The organism is Vibrio sp. B7 (assembly GCF_963888765.1).
In the GTDB taxonomy this organism is placed as follows: domain Bacteria; phylum Pseudomonadota; class Gammaproteobacteria; order Enterobacterales; family Vibrionaceae; genus Vibrio; species Vibrio anguillarum.
The window spans coordinates 145,249-164,561 of record NZ_CAWPKR010000022.1 but is presented as its reverse complement, the minus strand read 5'-3'; the positions used below and the strand labels follow the sequence as shown (position 1 = coordinate 164,561).

At 46.1% G+C, this 19,313-nt stretch carries 17 protein-coding genes; 7 read left to right on the top strand and 10 right to left on the bottom strand.

Features of this window, described 5'->3' with window-relative positions; genetic code table 11:
* Positions 1-44: 44 nt before the first annotated feature.
* The 3 genes from rbsB (at position 45) to AACV32_RS08660 (ending at position 3,045) form a co-directional block, all read left to right on the top strand.
* Complete coding sequence (gene rbsB, locus AACV32_RS08670) at positions 45-923, top strand: ribose ABC transporter substrate-binding protein RbsB (RefSeq protein ID WP_010320543.1); 879 nt, start codon at positions 45-47, stop codon at positions 921-923.
* A 177-nt stretch (positions 924-1,100) separates the two neighbouring features.
* Positions 1,101-2,021 (top strand): ribokinase, encoded by a 921-nt coding sequence (gene rbsK / locus AACV32_RS08665; protein ID WP_026027599.1) that lies wholly within the window; start codon positions 1,101-1,103, stop codon positions 2,019-2,021.
* A 16-nt stretch (positions 2,022-2,037) separates the two neighbouring features.
* Positions 2,038-3,045: a substrate-binding domain-containing protein gene (locus tag AACV32_RS08660; protein WP_017050235.1), complete on the top strand. Its 1,008-nt coding sequence runs from the start codon at positions 2,038-2,040 to the stop codon at positions 3,043-3,045.
* Between the two features lie 45 nt (positions 3,046-3,090).
* Here AACV32_RS08660 and AACV32_RS08655 read toward each other — a convergent pair whose 3' ends face one another.
* Together AACV32_RS08655 and AACV32_RS08650 are read right to left on the bottom strand one after the other, a co-directional pair.
* On the bottom strand, positions 3,091-3,714 hold the full coding sequence (locus tag AACV32_RS08655) for a DsbA family protein (RefSeq protein WP_170894915.1): 624 nt from the start codon (positions 3,712-3,714) through the stop codon (positions 3,091-3,093).
* The gene (locus AACV32_RS08650) at positions 3,708-4,571 is read right to left on the bottom strand and encodes an MBL fold metallo-hydrolase (RefSeq protein WP_010320539.1); all 864 of its coding nucleotides are present in this window, start codon (positions 4,569-4,571) and stop codon (positions 3,708-3,710) included. Before AACV32_RS08650 ends, AACV32_RS08655 begins: the two co-directional genes overlap by 7 nt.
* A gap of 110 nt (positions 4,572-4,681) precedes the next feature.
* Between AACV32_RS08650 and AACV32_RS08645 the strand changes: the two genes are divergently transcribed.
* Positions 4,682-5,584: a LysR family transcriptional regulator gene (locus AACV32_RS08645; RefSeq protein WP_017050238.1), complete on the top strand. Its 903-nt coding sequence runs from the start codon at positions 4,682-4,684 to the stop codon at positions 5,582-5,584.
* 53 nt (positions 5,585-5,637) lie between these two features.
* Here the strand turns inward: AACV32_RS08645 and AACV32_RS08640 are convergent, their stop codons facing one another.
* The 5 genes from AACV32_RS08640 to AACV32_RS08620 form a co-directional block, all read right to left on the bottom strand.
* Positions 5,638-5,778, bottom strand: a complete 141-nt coding sequence (locus AACV32_RS08640) for a hypothetical protein (protein WP_017050239.1) — start codon at positions 5,776-5,778, stop codon at positions 5,638-5,640.
* A 133-nt stretch (positions 5,779-5,911) separates the two neighbouring features.
* Positions 5,912-7,360, bottom strand: a complete 1,449-nt coding sequence (gene gnd / locus AACV32_RS08635; RefSeq protein ID WP_017044907.1) for a decarboxylating NADP(+)-dependent phosphogluconate dehydrogenase — start codon at positions 7,358-7,360, stop codon at positions 5,912-5,914.
* A 13-nt stretch (positions 7,361-7,373) separates the two neighbouring features.
* The gene (pgl, locus tag AACV32_RS08630) at positions 7,374-8,090 is read right to left on the bottom strand and encodes a 6-phosphogluconolactonase (protein WP_017044906.1); all 717 of its coding nucleotides are present in this window, start codon (positions 8,088-8,090) and stop codon (positions 7,374-7,376) included.
* Positions 8,087-9,589, bottom strand: a complete 1,503-nt coding sequence (gene zwf / locus AACV32_RS08625; RefSeq protein WP_026027598.1) for a glucose-6-phosphate dehydrogenase — start codon at positions 9,587-9,589, stop codon at positions 8,087-8,089. Before zwf ends, pgl begins: the two co-directional genes overlap by 4 nt.
* Positions 9,590-9,945: 356 nt before the next feature.
* A complete protein-coding gene (locus AACV32_RS08620; protein WP_170894914.1) occupies positions 9,946-10,458 on the bottom strand; it encodes a hypothetical protein in 513 nt (170 codons plus the stop codon).
* A 209-nt stretch (positions 10,459-10,667) separates the two neighbouring features.
* Between AACV32_RS08620 and AACV32_RS08615 the strand changes: the two genes are divergently transcribed.
* Both AACV32_RS08615 and AACV32_RS08610 read left to right on the top strand, forming a co-directional pair.
* Complete coding sequence (locus AACV32_RS08615; RefSeq protein ID WP_026027596.1) at positions 10,668-13,028, top strand: Lon protease family protein; 2,361 nt, start codon at positions 10,668-10,670, stop codon at positions 13,026-13,028.
* Between the two features lie 423 nt (positions 13,029-13,451).
* Positions 13,452-14,696 carry an MDR family MFS transporter gene (locus tag AACV32_RS08610; RefSeq protein ID WP_170894913.1) on the top strand — a complete coding sequence of 415 codons (1,245 nt, stop codon included), beginning with the start codon at positions 13,452-13,454 and terminating at the stop codon, positions 14,694-14,696.
* 42 nt (positions 14,697-14,738) lie between these two features.
* Here the strand turns inward: AACV32_RS08610 and AACV32_RS08605 are convergent, their stop codons facing one another.
* From AACV32_RS08605 to AACV32_RS08595, 3 genes are all read right to left on the bottom strand, one after another.
* On the bottom strand, positions 14,739-15,476 hold the full coding sequence (locus AACV32_RS08605) for an MBL fold metallo-hydrolase (RefSeq protein ID WP_013868161.1): 738 nt from the start codon (positions 15,474-15,476) through the stop codon (positions 14,739-14,741).
* Positions 15,454-16,083, bottom strand: a complete 630-nt coding sequence (locus tag AACV32_RS08600) for a hypothetical protein (protein ID WP_017043842.1) — start codon at positions 16,081-16,083, stop codon at positions 15,454-15,456. The genes AACV32_RS08605 and AACV32_RS08600 overlap by 23 nt, the downstream gene beginning before the upstream one ends.
* A gap of 99 nt (positions 16,084-16,182) precedes the next feature.
* On the bottom strand, positions 16,183-17,517 hold the full coding sequence (locus AACV32_RS08595) for an MATE family efflux transporter (RefSeq protein ID WP_170894912.1): 1,335 nt from the start codon (positions 17,515-17,517) through the stop codon (positions 16,183-16,185).
* 460 nt (positions 17,518-17,977) lie between these two features.
* On the opposite strand from AACV32_RS08595, the gene AACV32_RS08590 reads away from it, so the two are divergent.
* Positions 17,978-19,216 (top strand): carbohydrate porin, encoded by a 1,239-nt coding sequence (locus tag AACV32_RS08590; RefSeq protein ID WP_017044902.1) that lies wholly within the window; start codon positions 17,978-17,980, stop codon positions 19,214-19,216.
* Positions 19,217-19,313: the final 97 nt, after the last annotated feature.

The window sequence follows — 19,313 nt, the reverse complement described above, 5'->3', positions numbered from 1 at the left end:
GCCATATTAGCTTTAAAACGGCCCCTACAAAAAGGACTATAAAGATGAAAAAACTTGCAACTTTAATCTCTGCTGCTCTACTTTCCACCACTGTCTCTGTGGCTGCGCATGCGCAAGACACCATGGCGATTGTACTATCCACTCTGAACAACCCATTTTTTGTCACCATGAAAGATGGCGCAGAAGCGAAAGCGAAAGAGCTAGGCTACAACCTGATCGTCTTGGATTCACAAAATGATCCAAGCAAAGAGCTATCAAACGTAGAAGACTTAACCGTTCGTGGCGTTAAAGCGATTTTGATCAACCCAACCGATTCTGATGCCGTCTCTAACGCCATTCGTATGGCCAACCGCGCTAAAGTGCCAGTGCTGACACTGGATCGCGGTGCAAGCCGTGGTGATGTTGTGAGCCACATCGCTTCTGATAACGTAGTCGGTGGTGAAATGGCCGGTCACTTTATCGTCGAAAAAATCGGTGCAAAAGCCAAAGTCATTCAACTGGAAGGGATTGCCGGCACATCGGCCGCTCGTGAGCGTGGAGAAGGTTTCATGAACGCGGTGAAAGGCAGTGAAATGGAACTGCTTGCTAGCCAGCCTGCTGATTTTGACCGCACTAAAGGTTTGAATGTAATGGAAAACCTGCTAGCGGCAAACCCAGATGTTCAAGCCGTATTTGCCCAAAATGATGAAATGGCATTGGGTGCACTTCGCGCCGTTCAAGCATCAGGCAAAGAGGTGATGATCATCGGTTTTGATGGTACCGACGATGGTATCGCGGCGGTAGAACGCGGCCAACTTGCTGCGACTGTTGCTCAACAACCAGACATGATCGGTGCACTTGGCATTGAAACGGCCGATAAAATGCTAAAAGGCGAACAAGTGGATGAGTACATTCCGGTTCCTCTAAAAATCATCAGCAAATAATCTTTGCTGTAGGTAGCTCTTTACTGGCTCGTAGAGAGCTACCTCTTCTCTATAACCCCTCAGCCATTAATAACCAGTAATCAGGCTCGATAGGTTTGTTTTTTCAGGTGAAGCCACAAAAGCCAAACCTCTCCAGCTCTATTTCAAACATGTTCACTCATGAACAAAGGACAAATTATGAATCAGTTAGTGGTATTAGGTAGTGTTAACGCTGACCATGTTTTGCAAGTGCCTTCATTTCCTCGCCCGGGCGAGACGCTGCATGGTCGTCATTATCAAGTTATTCCCGGTGGTAAAGGGGCCAACCAAGCTGTAGCGGCCGCGCGATTAAAAGCGGACATTGGTTTTATTGCCTGCGTGGGTGACGACGCATTCGGTATCAATATTCGTGAGAATTTTAAGCTCGATGGTATCAACATTGCGGGAGTTAAAATGCAGCCCAATTGTCCGACGGGCATTGCGATGATCCAAGTCTCGGACAGCGGAGAAAACAGCATCTGTATTTCGGCAGAGGCGAATGACAAGCTGACGGCTGATGCCATTGAAGCGGATTTAGCCGCCATTGGTGCGGCCAAATATTTATTGATGCAATTAGAAACGCCAATCGATGGCATTATTAAAGCTGCGCAAATCGCCAAACAAAATCGTACCAATGTGATTTTAAACCCAGCGCCTGCCCGAGATCTGCCTGATACTCTGCTAGAATGTGTCGATGTGATCACACCAAACGAAACGGAAGCGCAGCGCTTAACGGGGATCACGGTTGATGATGATCACACGGCGCAATTGGCGGCCAATGAACTGCATAAAAAAGGGATTGAAATCGTCTTGATCACCTTAGGTGCAAAAGGCGTTTGGCTAAGCCAAAATGGGCGTGGTCAACTGATTGCTGGTTTTAAAGTCGATGTGACAGACACCACCGCGGCAGGTGATACGTTTAACGGTGCTTTGGTCACGGGTTTGTTGGAAGATATGCCTTTAGAATCAGCCATTAAATTTGCACATGCTGCGGCAGCCATTTCTGTTACCCGTTTTGGCGCGCAAACCTCAATACCCACCCGAGTAGAAGTGGACGCGTTTCTCGCTCAGCATCAATAGAATAGGAAAAACAGACATGGCGACAATGAAAGATATTGCAAGATTAGCCGGCGTATCCACGTCTACCGTCAGCCATGTCATTAATAAATCTCGCTATGTGAGCGATGAAATCGCTGAGCGTGTCAATAAAGCCGCGCAAGATCTGAACTATGCCCCGTCAGCATTGGCTCGCAGTCTCAAAATGAACCGAACGCGCACCATTGGTATGTTAGTGACCACTTCGACTAACCCCTTTTTTGGCGAAGTGGTCAAAGGGGTAGAGCGCAGTTGCTACCACAAAGGTTATAACCTTATTTTGTGTAATACCGAAGGGGATAGCCAGCGGATGCAAGCCTCTATCAACACGCTGCTGCAAAAGCGCGTTGATGGCTTACTTTTGATGTGCTCCACCTTAGAAGGTGAGCGGATTGACGTTTTTGAACGCTACCCAGATATCCCTGTCGTGGTGATGGATTGGGGCCCAATGCTCTTTCCTAGCGATAAAATACAAGATAACTCTTTGCGTGGTGGTTATATTGCGGCGAACTATTTGATTGAGTGCGGTCATAAAGAAATCGGTTGCATTACCGGGCCATTGATTCGACATCAAGCTCAAATGCGTTATGAAGGCTATAAGCGCGCTGTCTTGGAAGCAGGTTTGGACATTCACCCTAATTGGATTGTGGAATCCGATTTTGAATGTGAAGGTGGCTACGAAGCGTTCAATAAAATGTTAGCTAAAGGGCCATTGCCGAGTGCGATTTTTGTTTCTAATGACATGATGGCAATGGGTGTGATTAATGCAGCTAATGAAAAAGGGATCCGCATTCCTGAAGATCTTTCGCTGATGGGGTATGACGATATTCACATCGCCCGTTTTATGTCGCCAGCTCTAACCACTATTCATCAACCCAAATATCGTTTAGGTAAAGCGGCAGTTGACACCTTACTTGCCCGTTTAGAAAACGAAGCGCTCGAACCGCAAATTGTCCAATTAGAGCCGACTTTAGTGGTGCGTAAAAGCATCAAAATGATGAGCAAGTAGATGGAAAAATCCCTCTCTTTACTAAAGAGAGGGATGAGGCACTAATTACTGAGTCATCTTTTTCCAGAAATCAGCCCATTGCTGCGGTCGATTATAGAAATGGCTAACAGATACGGTTCGCCATTGCTCCTCTGCTTCATACACAATCGAGGGAAAACCAGAAAGCTGATATTGCGCCATTAAGCTTTGCGTCTGCTCTAACTGCTCTGGTAACTGAGCTTTGGCTTGCTCCATCGCTTGTAGCCATTGATTTGGCTCTAGGTCAAGCGATTGGGCTAACAGTGCCAATGTGTCAGTATCGGCCACAGGCAAACCTTGCTGGTAATGCGCTTGTTGAATGCTTTTGAGCATAACACTTGGCGATACACCGAGTAATTGTACTGCAATAATGGCTTGAGCAGTAACGTATGAGTCCAATATCACGGTTTCGCCACTTTTGATTTTGGCGATGTAACCTTCCCCAAATACGGCTCCTGTTTGCTGAGCAATGCGCTGATCAGCTTGCAGTACATGTTGGCGAAAACCATCTGAAAGAGGCGATCGCTCGATCATTCCACCCGGATGAAGGTGCAGTTTTACTCCGCTCATTTCATTCAGCTGCTGAATCAGAGAGGTTGCTCCGTAACACCAGCCACACATTGGGTCGAAAATATAGTGGACGTTTACCATTTCATCTCACCCATATGAACTTTGGCACCAATTTCTAAAGCCATTGGTAGGCCAGCATTAGGGTAAAGGTTTTGCATGGTTTGAATTAACTGAGCGCTGTCTTTGCTGTTTGCTTTGGCTTTAGCAAAATCCATAAGATATTGCTGTGCAAATTCAATTGAAGAAGCATCAAGCGCTGTGCCAGAAGTCATATGCCCCGGGATCACTACGTTTGGTTTGAGTGCTTTCATTTGATCAAGTTGTTGCGCCCAAGCTTGGCGGCTCGCATCACTTTGTGCATCGGCCATCCATAAATGAACATTTCCGTATACCGCGACGTTACCTAAAATCGCTTTATTGGCTGGTATCCATAAATAAGGACGATGCGCTAATGCTCCATCCGCATCGCGAATTTCAATAGTTTGCCCATCAATGGTTAAGGTTTTGCCATTATAAGCTGTTGGTAGTACTGGTTTTACAGGGGCATTTGCCCCCATTTTTGGAGCCCAAAATGCCAGTTTACCTTCGAGTTTTTCTGCAATCGTTGCACGTACGCCAGGAGTCGTCAGCACTTTCGCTTGTGGAAACATGTCATGCAGTACTTCAGCGCCAAAGTAGTAATCAGGGTCAGCTTGGCTAATAAAAATCGTGGTTAAGTTTTTGCCAGAGTCGAGTACTTTTGCTGCAATACGGAGTGCGTCGGCTTTAGTAAAGCCAGTGTCAACCACCATCGCTTCTGTTTCGCCATAAACCAAAGTGGAGTTGACATGGAAGCTATTGCCATCTGCATTGTAGACATCAAGTGTCAAAGGTTGTTGTGCTGCAAACGCGGTGCTGCTGATGAGTGTGGTTGCGGTAAGTAGAGTCAGTGTTTTCATGATTATTTATCCAAAGAGTATGTTATCGGTTCGGGAGCTATCATACGAATTAGACTTGTTCGGATATATAGCTAATAATTGACATCATTGTTTCTTAATTAGAACTAATCATGGACAAACTCACAGCAGCTCAGGTCTTTTTAGATATAGCGATTACCCAAAGTTTTACGGCGACAGCGGAACGGCTGGATATTTCTCGTCCTATGGTGACTCGGCATGTTGAAACCATGGAAACTTGGTTACAAGCTCGGTTATTGAACCGAACCACACGAAAAGTATCGCTCACATCAGCAGGAGTTCAATGCCTAGACGCGATAAAATTATGGGTCGAGCAAGCGCAGCAACTAGAACATCAGTTGATGGATCAACAGTCGTTATCTGGAAAAATCCGGATTGCGACCAGCATGTCGTTTGGCTTTTCTCAACTGATCCCGGCCGTTAAACCTTTTTTGAATACGCATCCAAATATCGAAATTGATATTGATGTACAGGATAAAACCGCAGATTTGATTGCAGAGCGAATTGATTTAGCGATCCGTATTGCGGCCGATCCCGATCCTTCTTTAATCGGGCGCCCTATCGCCCAATGTGATTCTGTATTGGTTGCCTCTCCTGAGTATCTAATGCGCTGTGAGCCAATACTCACACCAAGCGATCTCTCACAGCATCGTTGTCTTGGATACAAAAACTTTGAGCGACATATTTGGCATTTAAAACAAGATGATAAGCATCAATCGGTGGAGGTGCCATGCCAGCTAACTGCGAATGAAGCCACCACTTTGTTACATGCGGCTATCCATGGGATGGGCGTTGCTTTACAGCCGACTTATCTAGCCAAGGGTGCGTTAGAAAGGGGGGACTTACAGCAGGTGTTAGCGCATTGGCAACCGAAGAAAATGGACATTTACGCTTTATATCCTTCTCGGCGTCATTTATCACCCGCTGTCAGAGCTTTGATTGATCACTTAAAGGAGTATTTCGTGAATCATGATTGGCAAACGATATGCCTATAGATGAGGTAGAGAGGAGTGATAAGCAGAGCGTGTTGCCACACTCTGCTTATGGATTATGCTACTGCGCCTTGTTTCTGCGCTTGTTGCACTAATGCCTGACGTTGAGCTTCCATAGCAGATTGAACTTCATTTTCCCTATGAGTGTCTTCTTCCACAGCCTGTGGGACAAGTACATAGAACTTATTGATGGTCATCTTTGGATCTCATGTAGTTTTGGAAACAAAAAAATAGAGGATGTTAACCTAGTTAACATCCTCCATGACGGTCAAATTATAGGCGTAGATGAAGGGGCTTAGCTAGTCCTTTTTTCATCGTAAGCCGAATTTTTTATACGTCGTAAGTGGTAGACGCCGTATTTCCGCCTGTACCAGTCCAGTTTGTGTGGAAGAATTCACCACGTGGACGGTCAGTACGCTCATAAGTGTGAGCACCAAAGTAATCACGTTGGGCTTGCAGTAAATTAGCCGGTAAGCGAGCGGTGGTGTAGCCATCTAAGAAAGTGAGCGCGGAGGTCATACATGGCATTGGAATGCCGACTTCCATTGATTTGGCCGCTACTTTACGCCAAGCCGCTAGGCAGTTATCCAAAATGCCCTTGAAGTAGGCATCTGAACCTAAGAAGGCGATTTCTGGGTTAGCTTCGAACGCATCACGAATGTTGCTCAGGAATGCGGAGCGGATGATACAACCACCACGCCACATCAATGCCACGTTACCGTAGTTAAGATTCCAACCATTCTCGTTAGACGCTTGGCGCATTAGCATAAAGCCTTGTGCGTAAGAGATGATCTTAGACGCAAGTAGCGCTTGACGAAGTGCGTCAACCCACTCTTGTTTATCACCTTCGATCTGCATATTGCTCTTACCAAACAGCGCTTCGGCAGCAACGCGCTGATCTTTCAATGCTGAGAGGCAACGAGAGAAAACTGACTCAGTGATGAGCGTCAGCGGAATACCCATATCGAGTGCGTTAATGCCCGTCCATTTACCTGTGCCTTTTTGGCCAGCAGTATCGAGGATTTTCTCAACCAGAGCTTCACCATCTTCGTCTTTGTAGCCTAAGATATCAGCGGTGATTTCCACTAGGTAGCTATCGAGCTCGGTCTTGTTCCAATCAGCAAACACTTTTTGCATTTCATCATGGTTTAAACCCAAGCCGTCTTTCATAAACTGATAAGCTTCGGTAATTAGCTGCATATCGCCATATTCGATACCGTTGTGTACCATTTTAACGAAGTGGCCCGCGCCGTCGTTACCCACCCAATCACAGCAAGGTTCACCAGCTTCGGTTTTTGCTGAGATACCTTGGAAAATTGGCTTCACGGCTTCCCAAGCTTCAGGTGCGCCACCTGGCATGATAGATGGGCCAAAACGTGCCCCTTCTTCGCCGCCAGAAACGCCTGTACCGATAAAGTGAATACCTTTTTCACGCAGTGCTGCAACACGGCGGTTGGTGTCTGGGAAGTTCGTGTTACCACCATCGATAATGATGTCGCCTTTATCGAGTAGCGGAACCAGTTGGTCGATGAAATCATCCACGACTTGGCCCGCACGCACCATCAGCATCACTTTGCGAGGTGTCGCCAGTTTGTCGACTAACTCTTGCAGTGAATAAGCACCAACAATATTGGTGTCTTTCGCTGGACCTGCTAGGAACTCATCGACTTTTGCCGCGGTACGGTTGTGAGCTACCACTTTAAAACCGTGGTCGTTCATATTTAGGATAAGGTTTTGGCCCATCACTGCTAGGCCGATTACACCGATATCACCTTTCATTTATTTCTCTCCTTCACGCAATCTTTGTTGCGGCATCTGAATCTAAAAACCACTCTGTTTCGCCAGTTGTTGATTTAACTTTGGCAGCCGGATAAGGAAGATCCTCGGCTTTCGTGGTGTGAATTTCGTGTACGATCTCGGCTTTACCTGCGCCAAGAACGAGGTAACTAATGCGTTTTGCAGCTTCCAACACTTTCGCTGTTTTAGAGACACGAAGTTGGCCTGATTCCGGATGCGTTGCCACTAAAGATAAATTCTCATCCTCGTAGTCGGTCACATTAGGGAACAGGGATGCCGTATGGCCATCTGCGCCAACACCGAGCAAAATCCAATCAAAAACAGGAGTACCGTTGACGGATGGAATGACTTTTGCCATCTCATCGGCAAAGCGCTTAGCTTCGGTTTGTGGATCATCTTCGCCGCGAATACGGTGAATATTTTGAGGTGGAATGTTCACTTGGCTAAACAGTAGTGTATTGGCTTCACCAAAGTTGCTTTCGGCATCGTCAGGAGCAACACAGCGTTCATCACCCCACCAGAAATGCAGGTTTTGCCATGTAATCGCCTGTGCATAAGGTTCACTGGCCAATAATTTGAACAGCATTTTGGGTGTGCTGCCACCGGAAAGGGAGATATGAACCGGCTGACCTTGCTCGCTATAGCGTTGCATTTCATTGGCGAGCGTTTCAACCACCTGTTCTGGGGTTTGAAAAATTTTATGATTGATCATAATTCGCAGTAATCCGTATCGGTCAAGTTTTTACACGGGAAGCGCCACGCGCGGCCATCATTGTGTAGCAGCAAATCGGACTCTTTTGGTCCCCACGTGCCACAGGCATAGCCAAACAGCGATTGAGGGTCTTGTTTAAAATCCAAAATAGGTTGCACGAACTTCCAACACGCTTCTACGGCATCGGTACGCGCAAATAAAGTTGCATCACCGTTGAGCGCATCCAAAAGAAGTCGTTCATAAGCGGTCAACATCTTGGTTTCTTCCAGTGATGTGTAATGGAAGTTCATAGAGACTTCTTTGGCTTTAAAGCCCGCCCCCGGCTCCTTCAAACCAAAGCTCATTTGAATGCCTTCATCGGGCTGAATGCGGATGATGAGCTTGTTTTCAGGGGCATTTTGCCCAAAAACAGGGTGTGGCGTACGCTTAAAGTGAATGACCACTTCGGTGACGCGCGTTGGTAAACGTTTACCTGAACGCACATAAAATGGCACACCATTCCAGCGCCAGTTATTGATAAACATTTTCAAACCGACATAGGTTTCAGTGCGCGAATCTGCTGCCACACCATGTTCATCACGGTAACTGGGTAAAAACTGGCCACGAACTTCCGATTCCGTATATTGCCCCAGTACGAGGTTGTGGCGTAGGTCATCATCAGAAAGCGGTTGCAGGCTTTGCAGCACTTTATTGACTTCGTTACGAATTGAATCGGCATTAATGGCGGCTGGTGGTTCCATGCTAACCATAGCTAACACTTGCAGTAAATGGTTTTGGAACATATCACGCACCGCACCAGAACCGTCGTAATAGCCACCGCGTTCTTCGACGCCCAAAAATTCTGCGCCTGTAATTTCGACATAGTCAATGAAATTGCGGTTCCACAAAGGTTCGAACATCCCGTTAGCAAAACGGAAAACCAACAGGTTTTGTACCGTCTCTTTGCCTAAATAATGGTCGATACGGTAGATCTGGTGTTCTTGGAAATGGCGATGAATTTCGATATCAAGGCTTTGAGCCGATGCGAGGTCATAACCAAACGGTTTTTCGATGATCAAACGCTTCCAACCTTGCGCTTCGCTATTTAATCCATGCGCTGCGAGATTGGCCGGGATGACGCCATAAAGGCTCGGCGGCGTCGCGAGATAGAACAGAGTGTTGCGTTGCGTGAATTGGTATTGATCAGCCAAAGAGTCAAGACGCGTGGCGAGTTGCGCGTATTCTGCAACATCTGAAGTGTTGATCGCTTGATAATGCAAGTGCTCGCAAAAGGCGTCGAGAATATCTGGGACGGTCTTTTCCATTTCCTGAAGAGAGCGCTTTAATTTTTCACGGTATGACTCATCGCTGTATTGGGTTCGGCTGACACCCAGAATAGCAAAGGATTTCGGCAGTTGATCACTGGCGAACAAGTGATACAGAGCAGGTATAAGCTTGCGATAGGTTAAGTCGCCTGAAGCACCAAAAATCACAATACTGCTGTTTTCAGGTATTACCATCATCTTTCCCTTAAAAACGAGGTATTTAGCATGCGCCAACGGTAGCAGCGTCATGCAAAAATAGAAAATAGGCTCTAACTATAATGTCGATAGTTAAAACCAATGCGCTCCTCCAAAAGTGCAGAACGCAGTCTAGGGATCGCCCCTAGACTCGGGTGCGTATTGTCTACGACAATTTGACATACATCAACTATTGATAACGCAATCGATTAAATTCTCATGCCATCTCGACACATTTTCAGGGTGAGAGGTTAGGTTCTGCCTAAGTCTCATCCCCTGACCACAGCACGTTACTTATAGCGGCTGTGAATGATGCTAGGTGGTCAGTCTTATCCGGAATGGTAACTCTATGGTGATTATTCAGTTGAACAATGACAGTTTGACGACGGAACTTGAGCCTGTACTTGGTTATAACGTTTGAGTTGGTTGAAGTAGTGGTGCGCTTTTTGTACGTGTTCGAACTCCAACATCCAAGTCGCACTGCGCTGCGCTGAACAAAAAGCACCCATATGTTTGAGCAAGTCATCGCTTTGTTTGGTGAGTACGTTGGCAAGGCGGTTAACCAAGGCGTTGGGCTCAATCGCAGTAAACTGCAGCAGAGCATAAGATTGATTTAAGACATCAAAGGCTTGTTTATGCTGGCCCAAGTGGTTGAAAATTTCAGATTGAGAAACAGCAGCATCACATAGCCCAGAGATCAAGCACACCAACTGGCAAGGTTTTGTATGTTCGCAGTTTAGCGCTGATTGAATATGGCTTGGTATATGATGCAGTACATCTTCAAACAAACAGTGTGCTTGTGGCCAATGCCCCTGCGCTAATAGTTGTTCAGCCTTGAGATAGCTTGTCCAGCACTGTTGTAAGTCCATACTCAATTCTCCAGAATGACGGCGTTCACTTATTTAAATGCAATTTATTATCAAATGCAAATAATTGTTATTTGCGATTTTAAGTGTGGTGATTGTTTATTATTTGTTCGGTTAAACGCGAATAAGGTGTAACTCGCTAAAATATAAATGAATTGCTTCTACACTTAGGTCAAACTACAACAAGAATCCAAAAGCTAAGGAGCGGAGTGATGGCGATTCAACGATTGAATGCAGAGCAGCTCTACCACGTTGCCCAGTTAGAAAAACTCCCTTGTAAATCAACTAAGGAGTTAGACCCAGTTGATGAGATTGTGGGGCAAGAACGGGCGCAAAAAGCGGTCGAATTTGCAATGTCGATCAAAGAGAAGGGTTACAACATCTACGCGATTGGCCGCAATGGGTTGGGCAAGCGTACGATGATTTTGCGCTATTTAAACCGCCATCAGCATGATGTCGAGGCGTTGTTTGATTGGTGTTATGTGGCCAATTTCAGCGATATTCGAACCCCAAAAGTGCTGAAGTTACCTTCGGGTATTGGGGTTAAACTCAAGCAAGACATTGAAAAGTTAATGAATAAGTTGGTCAATGCGATCCCGTTAGCTTTTGATAACGAGATTTACTTTGCTCGTGCCGATAAACTGAAAAATCAGATGGCACAAAAACAGCAAAGTGAATTGGATAGCATCAGTAAAGAAGCCAAAGATAAAGGTATTAGCTTAACCATCACCACTCAAGGCGACTATCAATTTGTTGCGATGAACGGTGAAGAGATGCACACCGAAGAGTCCTTTGACGCCTTGTCTAAAAAAGAGCAAGAGCACTTTAGCCATACCATTGATGAGCTAGAAATCAGCCTACGCAATATGGTACGTCAACTGACAGAATGGGAAGATTCCTACAGTGAGAAGATCAAAAAGCTCAATGATGAAGTAACGCTTGGCGTCATTACCCACTTTATTAAGCAGCTTAAGCAAGATTATTCTGGCTACCCAGACATCAAAACGTATCTCACGGAGTTACAAAAAGACATCGTCGATAATGCGGACATTTTCTTAGATGAAGACAGTGAGCAAGGCGAAGTCGCGACAGCTTCTTTAGATAAGCGTCTGCCGCGTCGCTACAAAGTCAATGTGCTGGTCAGCCAGCCTTCAGACAAGCTACCGATCGTGGTAGAAGAGAACCCGAACTACCACTCTCTATTTGGTTATATCGAAACGGCGACTTTTAAAGGCACAGTATTTACCGATTTTTCGTTAATTCGAGCGGGTAGTTTACATAAAGCCAATGGTGGTGTGCTGTTGATGGATGCGGTGAAAGTGCTTGAGCAGCCCTATGTTTGGGACGGTTTAAAGCGCGCGCTGCGTTCACGCCAAATGAGTTTTACCTCTTTGGAAAAAGAGGTCACGCTAACAGGGACGGTTTCACTTGACCCAGAGCCTATCCCGCTAAATGTGAAAATCATCCTATTTGGTGATTACCACACCTATCAGCTGCTGACTCATTACGATCCTGAATTTAGCGAATTGTTCCGAGTAACGGCCGATTTTGAAGATGAGATGAAACGTACGCCCGATACCGAGCTACATTACGCGCGTTTTATTTCTAGCATAGTGCACGACAACAATATGCTGCATTGCGACCGTAAAGCGATTGCACGCATCATTGAACACAGTTCACGTACAACGGGCGATCAAGGCAAACTGTCACTTCATTCGGCGCATATTGCCAATTTGTTACGCGAATCTAACTATGTGGCGAAGCAGGCAAATTCAAACATGATCCGCCAGAATCATGTCGAAGAGGCGCTCAGCAACCAAGAGATGCGTGTGAGCCGCCTGCAAGACAGTGTGATGGAGTCGTATGTTAACGGTACAACGCTAATCCAAACGCAAGGCATGGCGGTCGGGCAGGTGAATGCGCTGTCGGTATTGAGCACCAGCGATCATATGTTTGGTGCGCCAAACCGTATTACCGCCACCACTTCCTATGGCGATGGTGACATTATCGATATCGAGCGCAGTGTCGATCTGGGTGGCAGCATCCACTCTAAAGGTGTGATGATTTTATCCGCGTATCTCTCATCGGTATTTGGCCGTACGGCGCGCGTACCACTCACCACGACCATCACATTTGAGCAATCTTACGGTGGTGTGGATGGTGATAGTGCCAGCATGGCCGAATTCTGTGCGATTGTGTCTGCGTTTTCTAAACGGCCTAATCGCCAAGATATTGCGATCACAGGTTCGATGAACCAATTTGGTGAGTCGCAGCCGATTGGCGGTGTGAATGAGAAAATTGAAGGTTTCTTTGATGTGTGTGCAATCAAAGGGCGCACCAGCCAGCAAGGTGTCATCATTCCTCGTTCAAACATGCACAATCTGATGTTACGCGCTGACGTTGTTAAAGCGGTCGAGAAAGGGGAGTTCAATATCTGGGCTATTGAACATGTCACTGAAGCGGTTGAGCTCTTTACTGGCAAACCCGCAGGCGAAGCAACAGAAGATGGCAGCTACCCGGTTGATACCATCTTCGGTTTAGCACAAGCCAAACTGAATGCGCTTAGAAAATAACCTTATTGGACAGTGCATCACCAAGTTATAATCACGGTAAATGGCCACTCATCGAGTGGTCATTTTTTCACGGATCTAACAGCTATTGCCTCTGCTAAAGTCCCAGCATGGAGCCGTTACCATTGGCCGAGAAGCAAAAAGCGCAGCTCGCCTTCTTCAAACTATAAATCGACTACTATTTCCTAGTCTCAACCGCATAACTCGAAAGGTTATGCGGTTTTTTTATGAATCAAAGAATATCTAACCATCCGAAATAACTAGGTTTTTTGGGGTTAGCTGCTTTTTTTTATGATTCGATCCCCCCTGTATAAAAAACACTATCTTTATTAACATTATCTTCATATATTGACCCAATAAGAACTAGAAATGTGATGTTCATCGTGTGAACGCATGGTCAAGTGGCTGAAAGTAAGGAGTGTTTTTATGGCGAAAGAGGAAAGCTTATTTCGTTTAGAAAGGGTAAAAAGGTTTAATTTTTCAGTGTGGACGGTATTAACCGGAACATTGATTGCTCGTACCAGTTTTTTCATGGCATGGCCATTTTTGATCGTGTTTCTTTACCAAGATTATGGTGCATCGCCGATTGAAGTGGGTGGAATGCTGGCGACCTCTGCTGTTGTAGGAGCAATTACTGGGCTGTATTCAGGGTATCTTTCCGACAAATTTGGTCGCAAGTGGGTGATGGTTCTTGGCAGTGTGATGGCTGCATTTGCCTACAGTGGCATTGGTGTGGCTGATCAAATCTGGCAGTTTTACGTGCTTATCGTCCTTACTGGTTTAATGCGACCAATGATTGAAGCGCCGGGCAAAGCAGTGATTGGTGATAACTTGCCGAATTTGAAAGATCGCGAGCTGGCGCTCAACATCCGCTATTTCCTACTCAATCTAGGTGGTGCCATTGGGCCACTGCTTGGGATTACGTTTGGGCTTTCTCATCCACAAACACTCTTTTTCTTTACCGGCGGCACGTATTTATTGTTTGGCTTTTGGCTGCTGCTCGGTATTGAACGTAAAGGGCGCTACACCAAACCCGATCGCTCTGGTTTGCCTGATTTTTCTTCGACGCTAAGAGTGATCAGTAAAGATAATATTTTTGTGAAGTTGATGGTGGCGAACTTCATCATGATGTTCATCTATGGGCAGGTAGAATCGTCTATTCCACAAGTGATTGTACGCACCAGTGCCGCCGATGCAGCGCAAATTGTCGCAGGGTTAGTGCTGGTAAATACCATGACCATTATCATCTTCCAGTTCCCAATGTTGAAGTGGTTGGAAAACGTCCCGCTGTTTGTACGAACTCGGATCGGCATGTTATTGATGGGGCTTGCGCAACTCGGCTTTCTGTTTACCCCCGCAGATTTACCGATTGGTTGGGCGCTCGCTTGCTTTGTTTTGAGTATGGGCGAAGTCATTGCTTTTCCAACCTTAAACGTACAAATAGACCGCATGGCTCCCGCCCATTTGCGTGGTTCTTACTTTGGTGCCGCCGCGCTTTATTCGTTAGGTTTTGCGATTGCGCCACTGGTTGGGGGGGCGGTGATTGGATACCTCAATTCAAACTGGCTGTTTGGTCTTTGCTTTGTGCTGTGCTTAGTGATGATTTGGCTTTACTGGGTCGCAGAGCATCAGCCCGATACGGTCGAGCGTGAACCTATTACTCAAGCTTAATTTGTTCTTTTTGTAAGGCTCTCATCGAGAGCCTTAACATCGCTATTTTTTTATCGCTACGCCAACTTCCAGCTTATCTAGCCATTCCAAAAATCGTTGAACATCATCGCCCCGAAAAATAGCGCCATGTTGCGGACACATCATCTCAATATCCAGCTGGCTGACTCGCTCAATCCAATCACTTTTGGCGCGGTTAGATGGCATCCAACGTTGATGAAAATAAGTCATTTTTGGAATATGGCTTTGAAAATCTTCTACAAAAAAAGAGGCATTAGGGCTGTCGAGCGCGGCACCAATATCGCCAGACATCAATATTTTTGCATCAGGGTCGTAAACCGAAAAGTTACCAGAAGAGTGCATGTAATGTGCTGGGATAAAGTGCAGGTCGTGACCTGATAAGGACACTTTTCCACCTTCATCTTTGATGGGGGAGAATTGAATTGACTCCATACCAAAATGGCGGATAAACCCTTCCCACAACCAAGGTGAATGTAATGTTGCACTGGGCAGTGCTTTATCCCATAAACCGAGGGAAGAGATGATATCTGGATCTTGGTGAGAGGCAAAAAGATGCTTGATATGTTCAATCGGCACTTCTTTCACGACGCAACCGAGCATCGCCGAAAACAGTTCAATGCCACCGGGGTCTAGCAATATCGCTTGATCACGATTGACTATCATATATTGGTTGGTATCAATGATTTTTTCTGGTTTGTTTGGATCGCGAGCAAACATCACCCAGCGATGATGGCCGCGTTCAAATAGTATTTTTGATTGCATAGTTCACCTGAGAAAAGAGCGAGAATGTTTTGAGCGATAGCATGACGTGAGCTTGAATTTCTTTTGCCAGTTCAGCGACGTTATTCGCAATGCTTTGCAGTTGGGCTTGATATCGCTCATCTGCTTGAGAGGCTTCCACGCTCAGCATGATCGAGATGATTTGTGCAATGCGCAGGTTGTCGTACAAGGTTTGCAATAACTCGTGCAGGTTTTGAGCTTCAGAGTAGAAACTGTGACTGAGTTTGCTATATTCCTCTTGGTTTTGATGATGTACGACATCCAAACTGTGTAAATGCCGAGCGTTATGCGCTTGTATATACACATTTTCAAAACGTTCAAGCGCAGCGCGTGCACGAGTCCTTGCGGTTGCGAGTTGGCTGATACGCTGCGCCTTCAAGTTGATGGTGTGCGACGCCTCTAGCGTGACGCGGACTAAATCATCAATCGAATCAGTAATTGGCCGAAAACCTGCGGCACTTTCGCCCGCACGCAGAGCCAGAGCTCTGGCATTGCTGGCGACAAGCAGTAATTTTTTTGCAATGAGTACGCTTTGGTTTAGCTCTGCTGCCACTTCCGCCGCAATTACGAAAACCGGTTTGTTGTCCATAGTTATCGAAAATATTCATCAACTTAACGTTTGTTAACTATAGACCAGATTCATATTTTTGAGACTAGATTGCTCGTTTGGGCTCTGTGTTACCTAAACTCAATGGTTTTTCTGCTGCTCAACTTGCCGAAGTGCACGTTGGTACATCGCCCACGCGGCAAGGCCTGCGAGGATGTTACCGACCAACGCCCCGATAAACAGGCCATGCAGCGCCGCTATTTGAGCGCCAACCCATAAACAGGGTAAGAAGAACACAAACAGGCGCAGCGCGGAAATGGTTAAGGCGGTGTATGATTTTGCCAACGCATTAGAAACCGAGACCATTAACATGCAGATACCAAGCGGCCCTAAACTGATTGGAACGATCATTAAGTGCCAGTGCAAAATGGATTCGACACTTTGTTCGCTGGTCATCAGCGCTGCAAGGTGGCCGGATAATAGATAGGTCACTACGGCGATGATGAGCTGAAACCCAAGAATAAATTGGCACGCAACACGAACCAATTTTCGAATGTCTTGTAATTGGCCTGCGCCAAGCAAACGACCCACCATCGGTGGCATCGACATAGTTAATGCCAATATTGCGACCATCGCAAAAAACTCAAAACGAGATCCTAACGCCCATGCCGCGACAGCTGCGGTGCCGAAACTGGCCAATAGTTTGGTTGCCAGCATCGAAGAAAGCGGTGGAAGAAGCTGGCTTATCATGGCCGGCCCCATGATATGGCTGATAGAGTGAATACTTTTCCCTACATCCAAATCTGACCAATCAAACAGCATCCAGTGTCTTTTCGACACCTTGGGCGCAACCACGAATACACCAATCCCAAAGGCTAGAATGGTCGCCAGCGCTGCGCCTTCAATACCCAAATCAAAAGTGAAGATAAAAATAGGGTCTAAAATCAGGTTTAAAATGCTGGTGACCATCATCATAGTCCCCGGCAACATAGTATTACCATTGGCTCGACACAGGCTGTATAAAAAGTACAGCACCGCGCCCACCCAAGCACTGATTAACCAATAAATCCAGTAGCTGTCGACGATCTGATACACAGATTCAGGAGCGCTGAGTAGCGCTAAGATGGGATGACGCAGTAAATAGATAATCACTGAAAACAGAGCAACCCCAATGCTGCCAATAGCGACGACTAACCCTCCAAGCTGCTTCGCGTAGCGAATTTGGTTCGCACCCAATGCGCGAGCAATCACCGCTGTGGTCGCAATGCCAAGCCCAACCTGAAGGCCAATAATGATCATCTGAATGGGTAATGTAAACCCTTGCGCGGCAAGGGGTAACACGCCAAGTTGACCGATAAACGCACTATCGACCAGTTGGAAGCTCATTAGGGACAGCACACCAAACATCATCGGCCAAGTCATTTGCAAGAGTTGGCGCGTGAGTGAAGGTGGAGATAACGGGGTGGTGTTTGACATTGCTCGGCTCAACTATATGGGTAGAGGTTTTAATATGTGGCCTGTGCGGTGAAAAACAAGCTCAGAATGGTTTGTACGTTATGTGCGTTGAGTATGTTAACAGCTATACGTGAAGAGAGCGACGTTCATCCCCATCGAGTTGTTTCGTGCAATGACATGAAAATCATCATACTGATGAAATATTTCATAAAAACCTAACCGTCTGGTGAATACTTGAGCGTTAATCTCGTGATGAACTCGTCCTATTTCTATGAAATGAAACCGATTTCATTTCTGCTTTGTGAATCATTTTGCGTTTAATGTATTGATGGTGTTAATAAAAAATAACAATAACGCTCTTCCTCAGTTTCATCGCCAAAAGCAGTCGAGCGCGCTGTGAAGCGACACCTAATTTTCACTTGTTTCATTTTTTAAACTGACCACAGAACAAAAACAAACCAAGTGATTAATAGGACTTAACATGAAAAATTATAAGCTTCTACCTCTATCCCTAGCTGTGGCTGCCGTACTCTCTTCTGCTCCTTCTTTTGCCAATGATCCAATGCCAAATCCTGAGGTGTTGGATCAAGATCAACAACCACTGGTGCTGACACCAGATATAAACGTTCCCGCGGGTATCGTATTTTCTGGTTATGCTCGCTATGGCGCAGCCTACCAAAATGGCGATGTCAAACTGGTTGAAACCAATGGTCGTTTAAACGGTAACTCAACAGGCCGTTTAGGTAACGAAGGTAACGGTGGTGAGTTTCAATTTGGTAAAGGATTCGTCAGTGACAGCGGTGCTATTTGGGATGTGGTGGTGATGTTCAACCATTGGGGTGATGAGGTGGGTGTGCCTAAAGCTTACGCTGGCGGAACCAACATTTTTGAAAGCCAACCTGAACTTTACGTATGGGCTGGTCGAGACTTTCACCAACGTATTTCAACGAATTTGAACGACTATTTTTGGATGACGCATGATGGGCAAGGTGGTGGTTTCTACAACCTTAATCTAGGAGGCATTAAATTCGACGCCAGTGTCGTTAGTGCAACGGGGGCTTCTCCTAGCGATCATCCAGATGGTAATTACGCATTGACCACCAAAATCCACGGCATTCAATTTTCTGATACAACCAATCTCAGCATTTATGCTAACTACGGCTTTGATGACAATTCGGATCCAACTGCCAAAAAACTCAACGCGTTTCAAGTGGCGGGTGAATTGAAGTTTGGGGATGACCGTTTGGTGGTGCGTTATGCTGATAACGCCAAAGACAGTGTTTTTTGGAAAACGGAGAATCAATCAGCGTTGTTGGTGAGCTTTGATGGGAGTAAGGCGCTGGGAGACAATGCGGCGATCGAATACCTAGCGGCTTATCAAGCCTACGAAGATGGTGCATACAAACAGTATGACCGTACTAACTACAACGTGTTGGTTCGCCCGATGTATTTTTGGGATGAGACCAACTCAACGTGGTTAGAAGCTGGCTATGATGTTGTAGATTTTGACAACATTGACGCCACCAACTCTTCTTGGAAAGTGACACTATCGCAGAACATTTCGTTTGGTAAAGGTGCAGGCGCTCGACCAATGCTCCGTTTCTATGCCACTTTGGGTGATGCCGATAACGAAACTGTGATCGACAAAGACGGCCTATTTAAAGCCGCAAGTAACCCAGATACGGTAACGATTGGCGCGATGTGGGAAGCGTGGTGGTAACCCCATATTTGATCATTAACTGTCCATTCTTTTTTCACGGCTCGCTCGATGCCTGCCGTGGTTTTTAACCTCCAGCGATACACTTACGCTTTCGGGC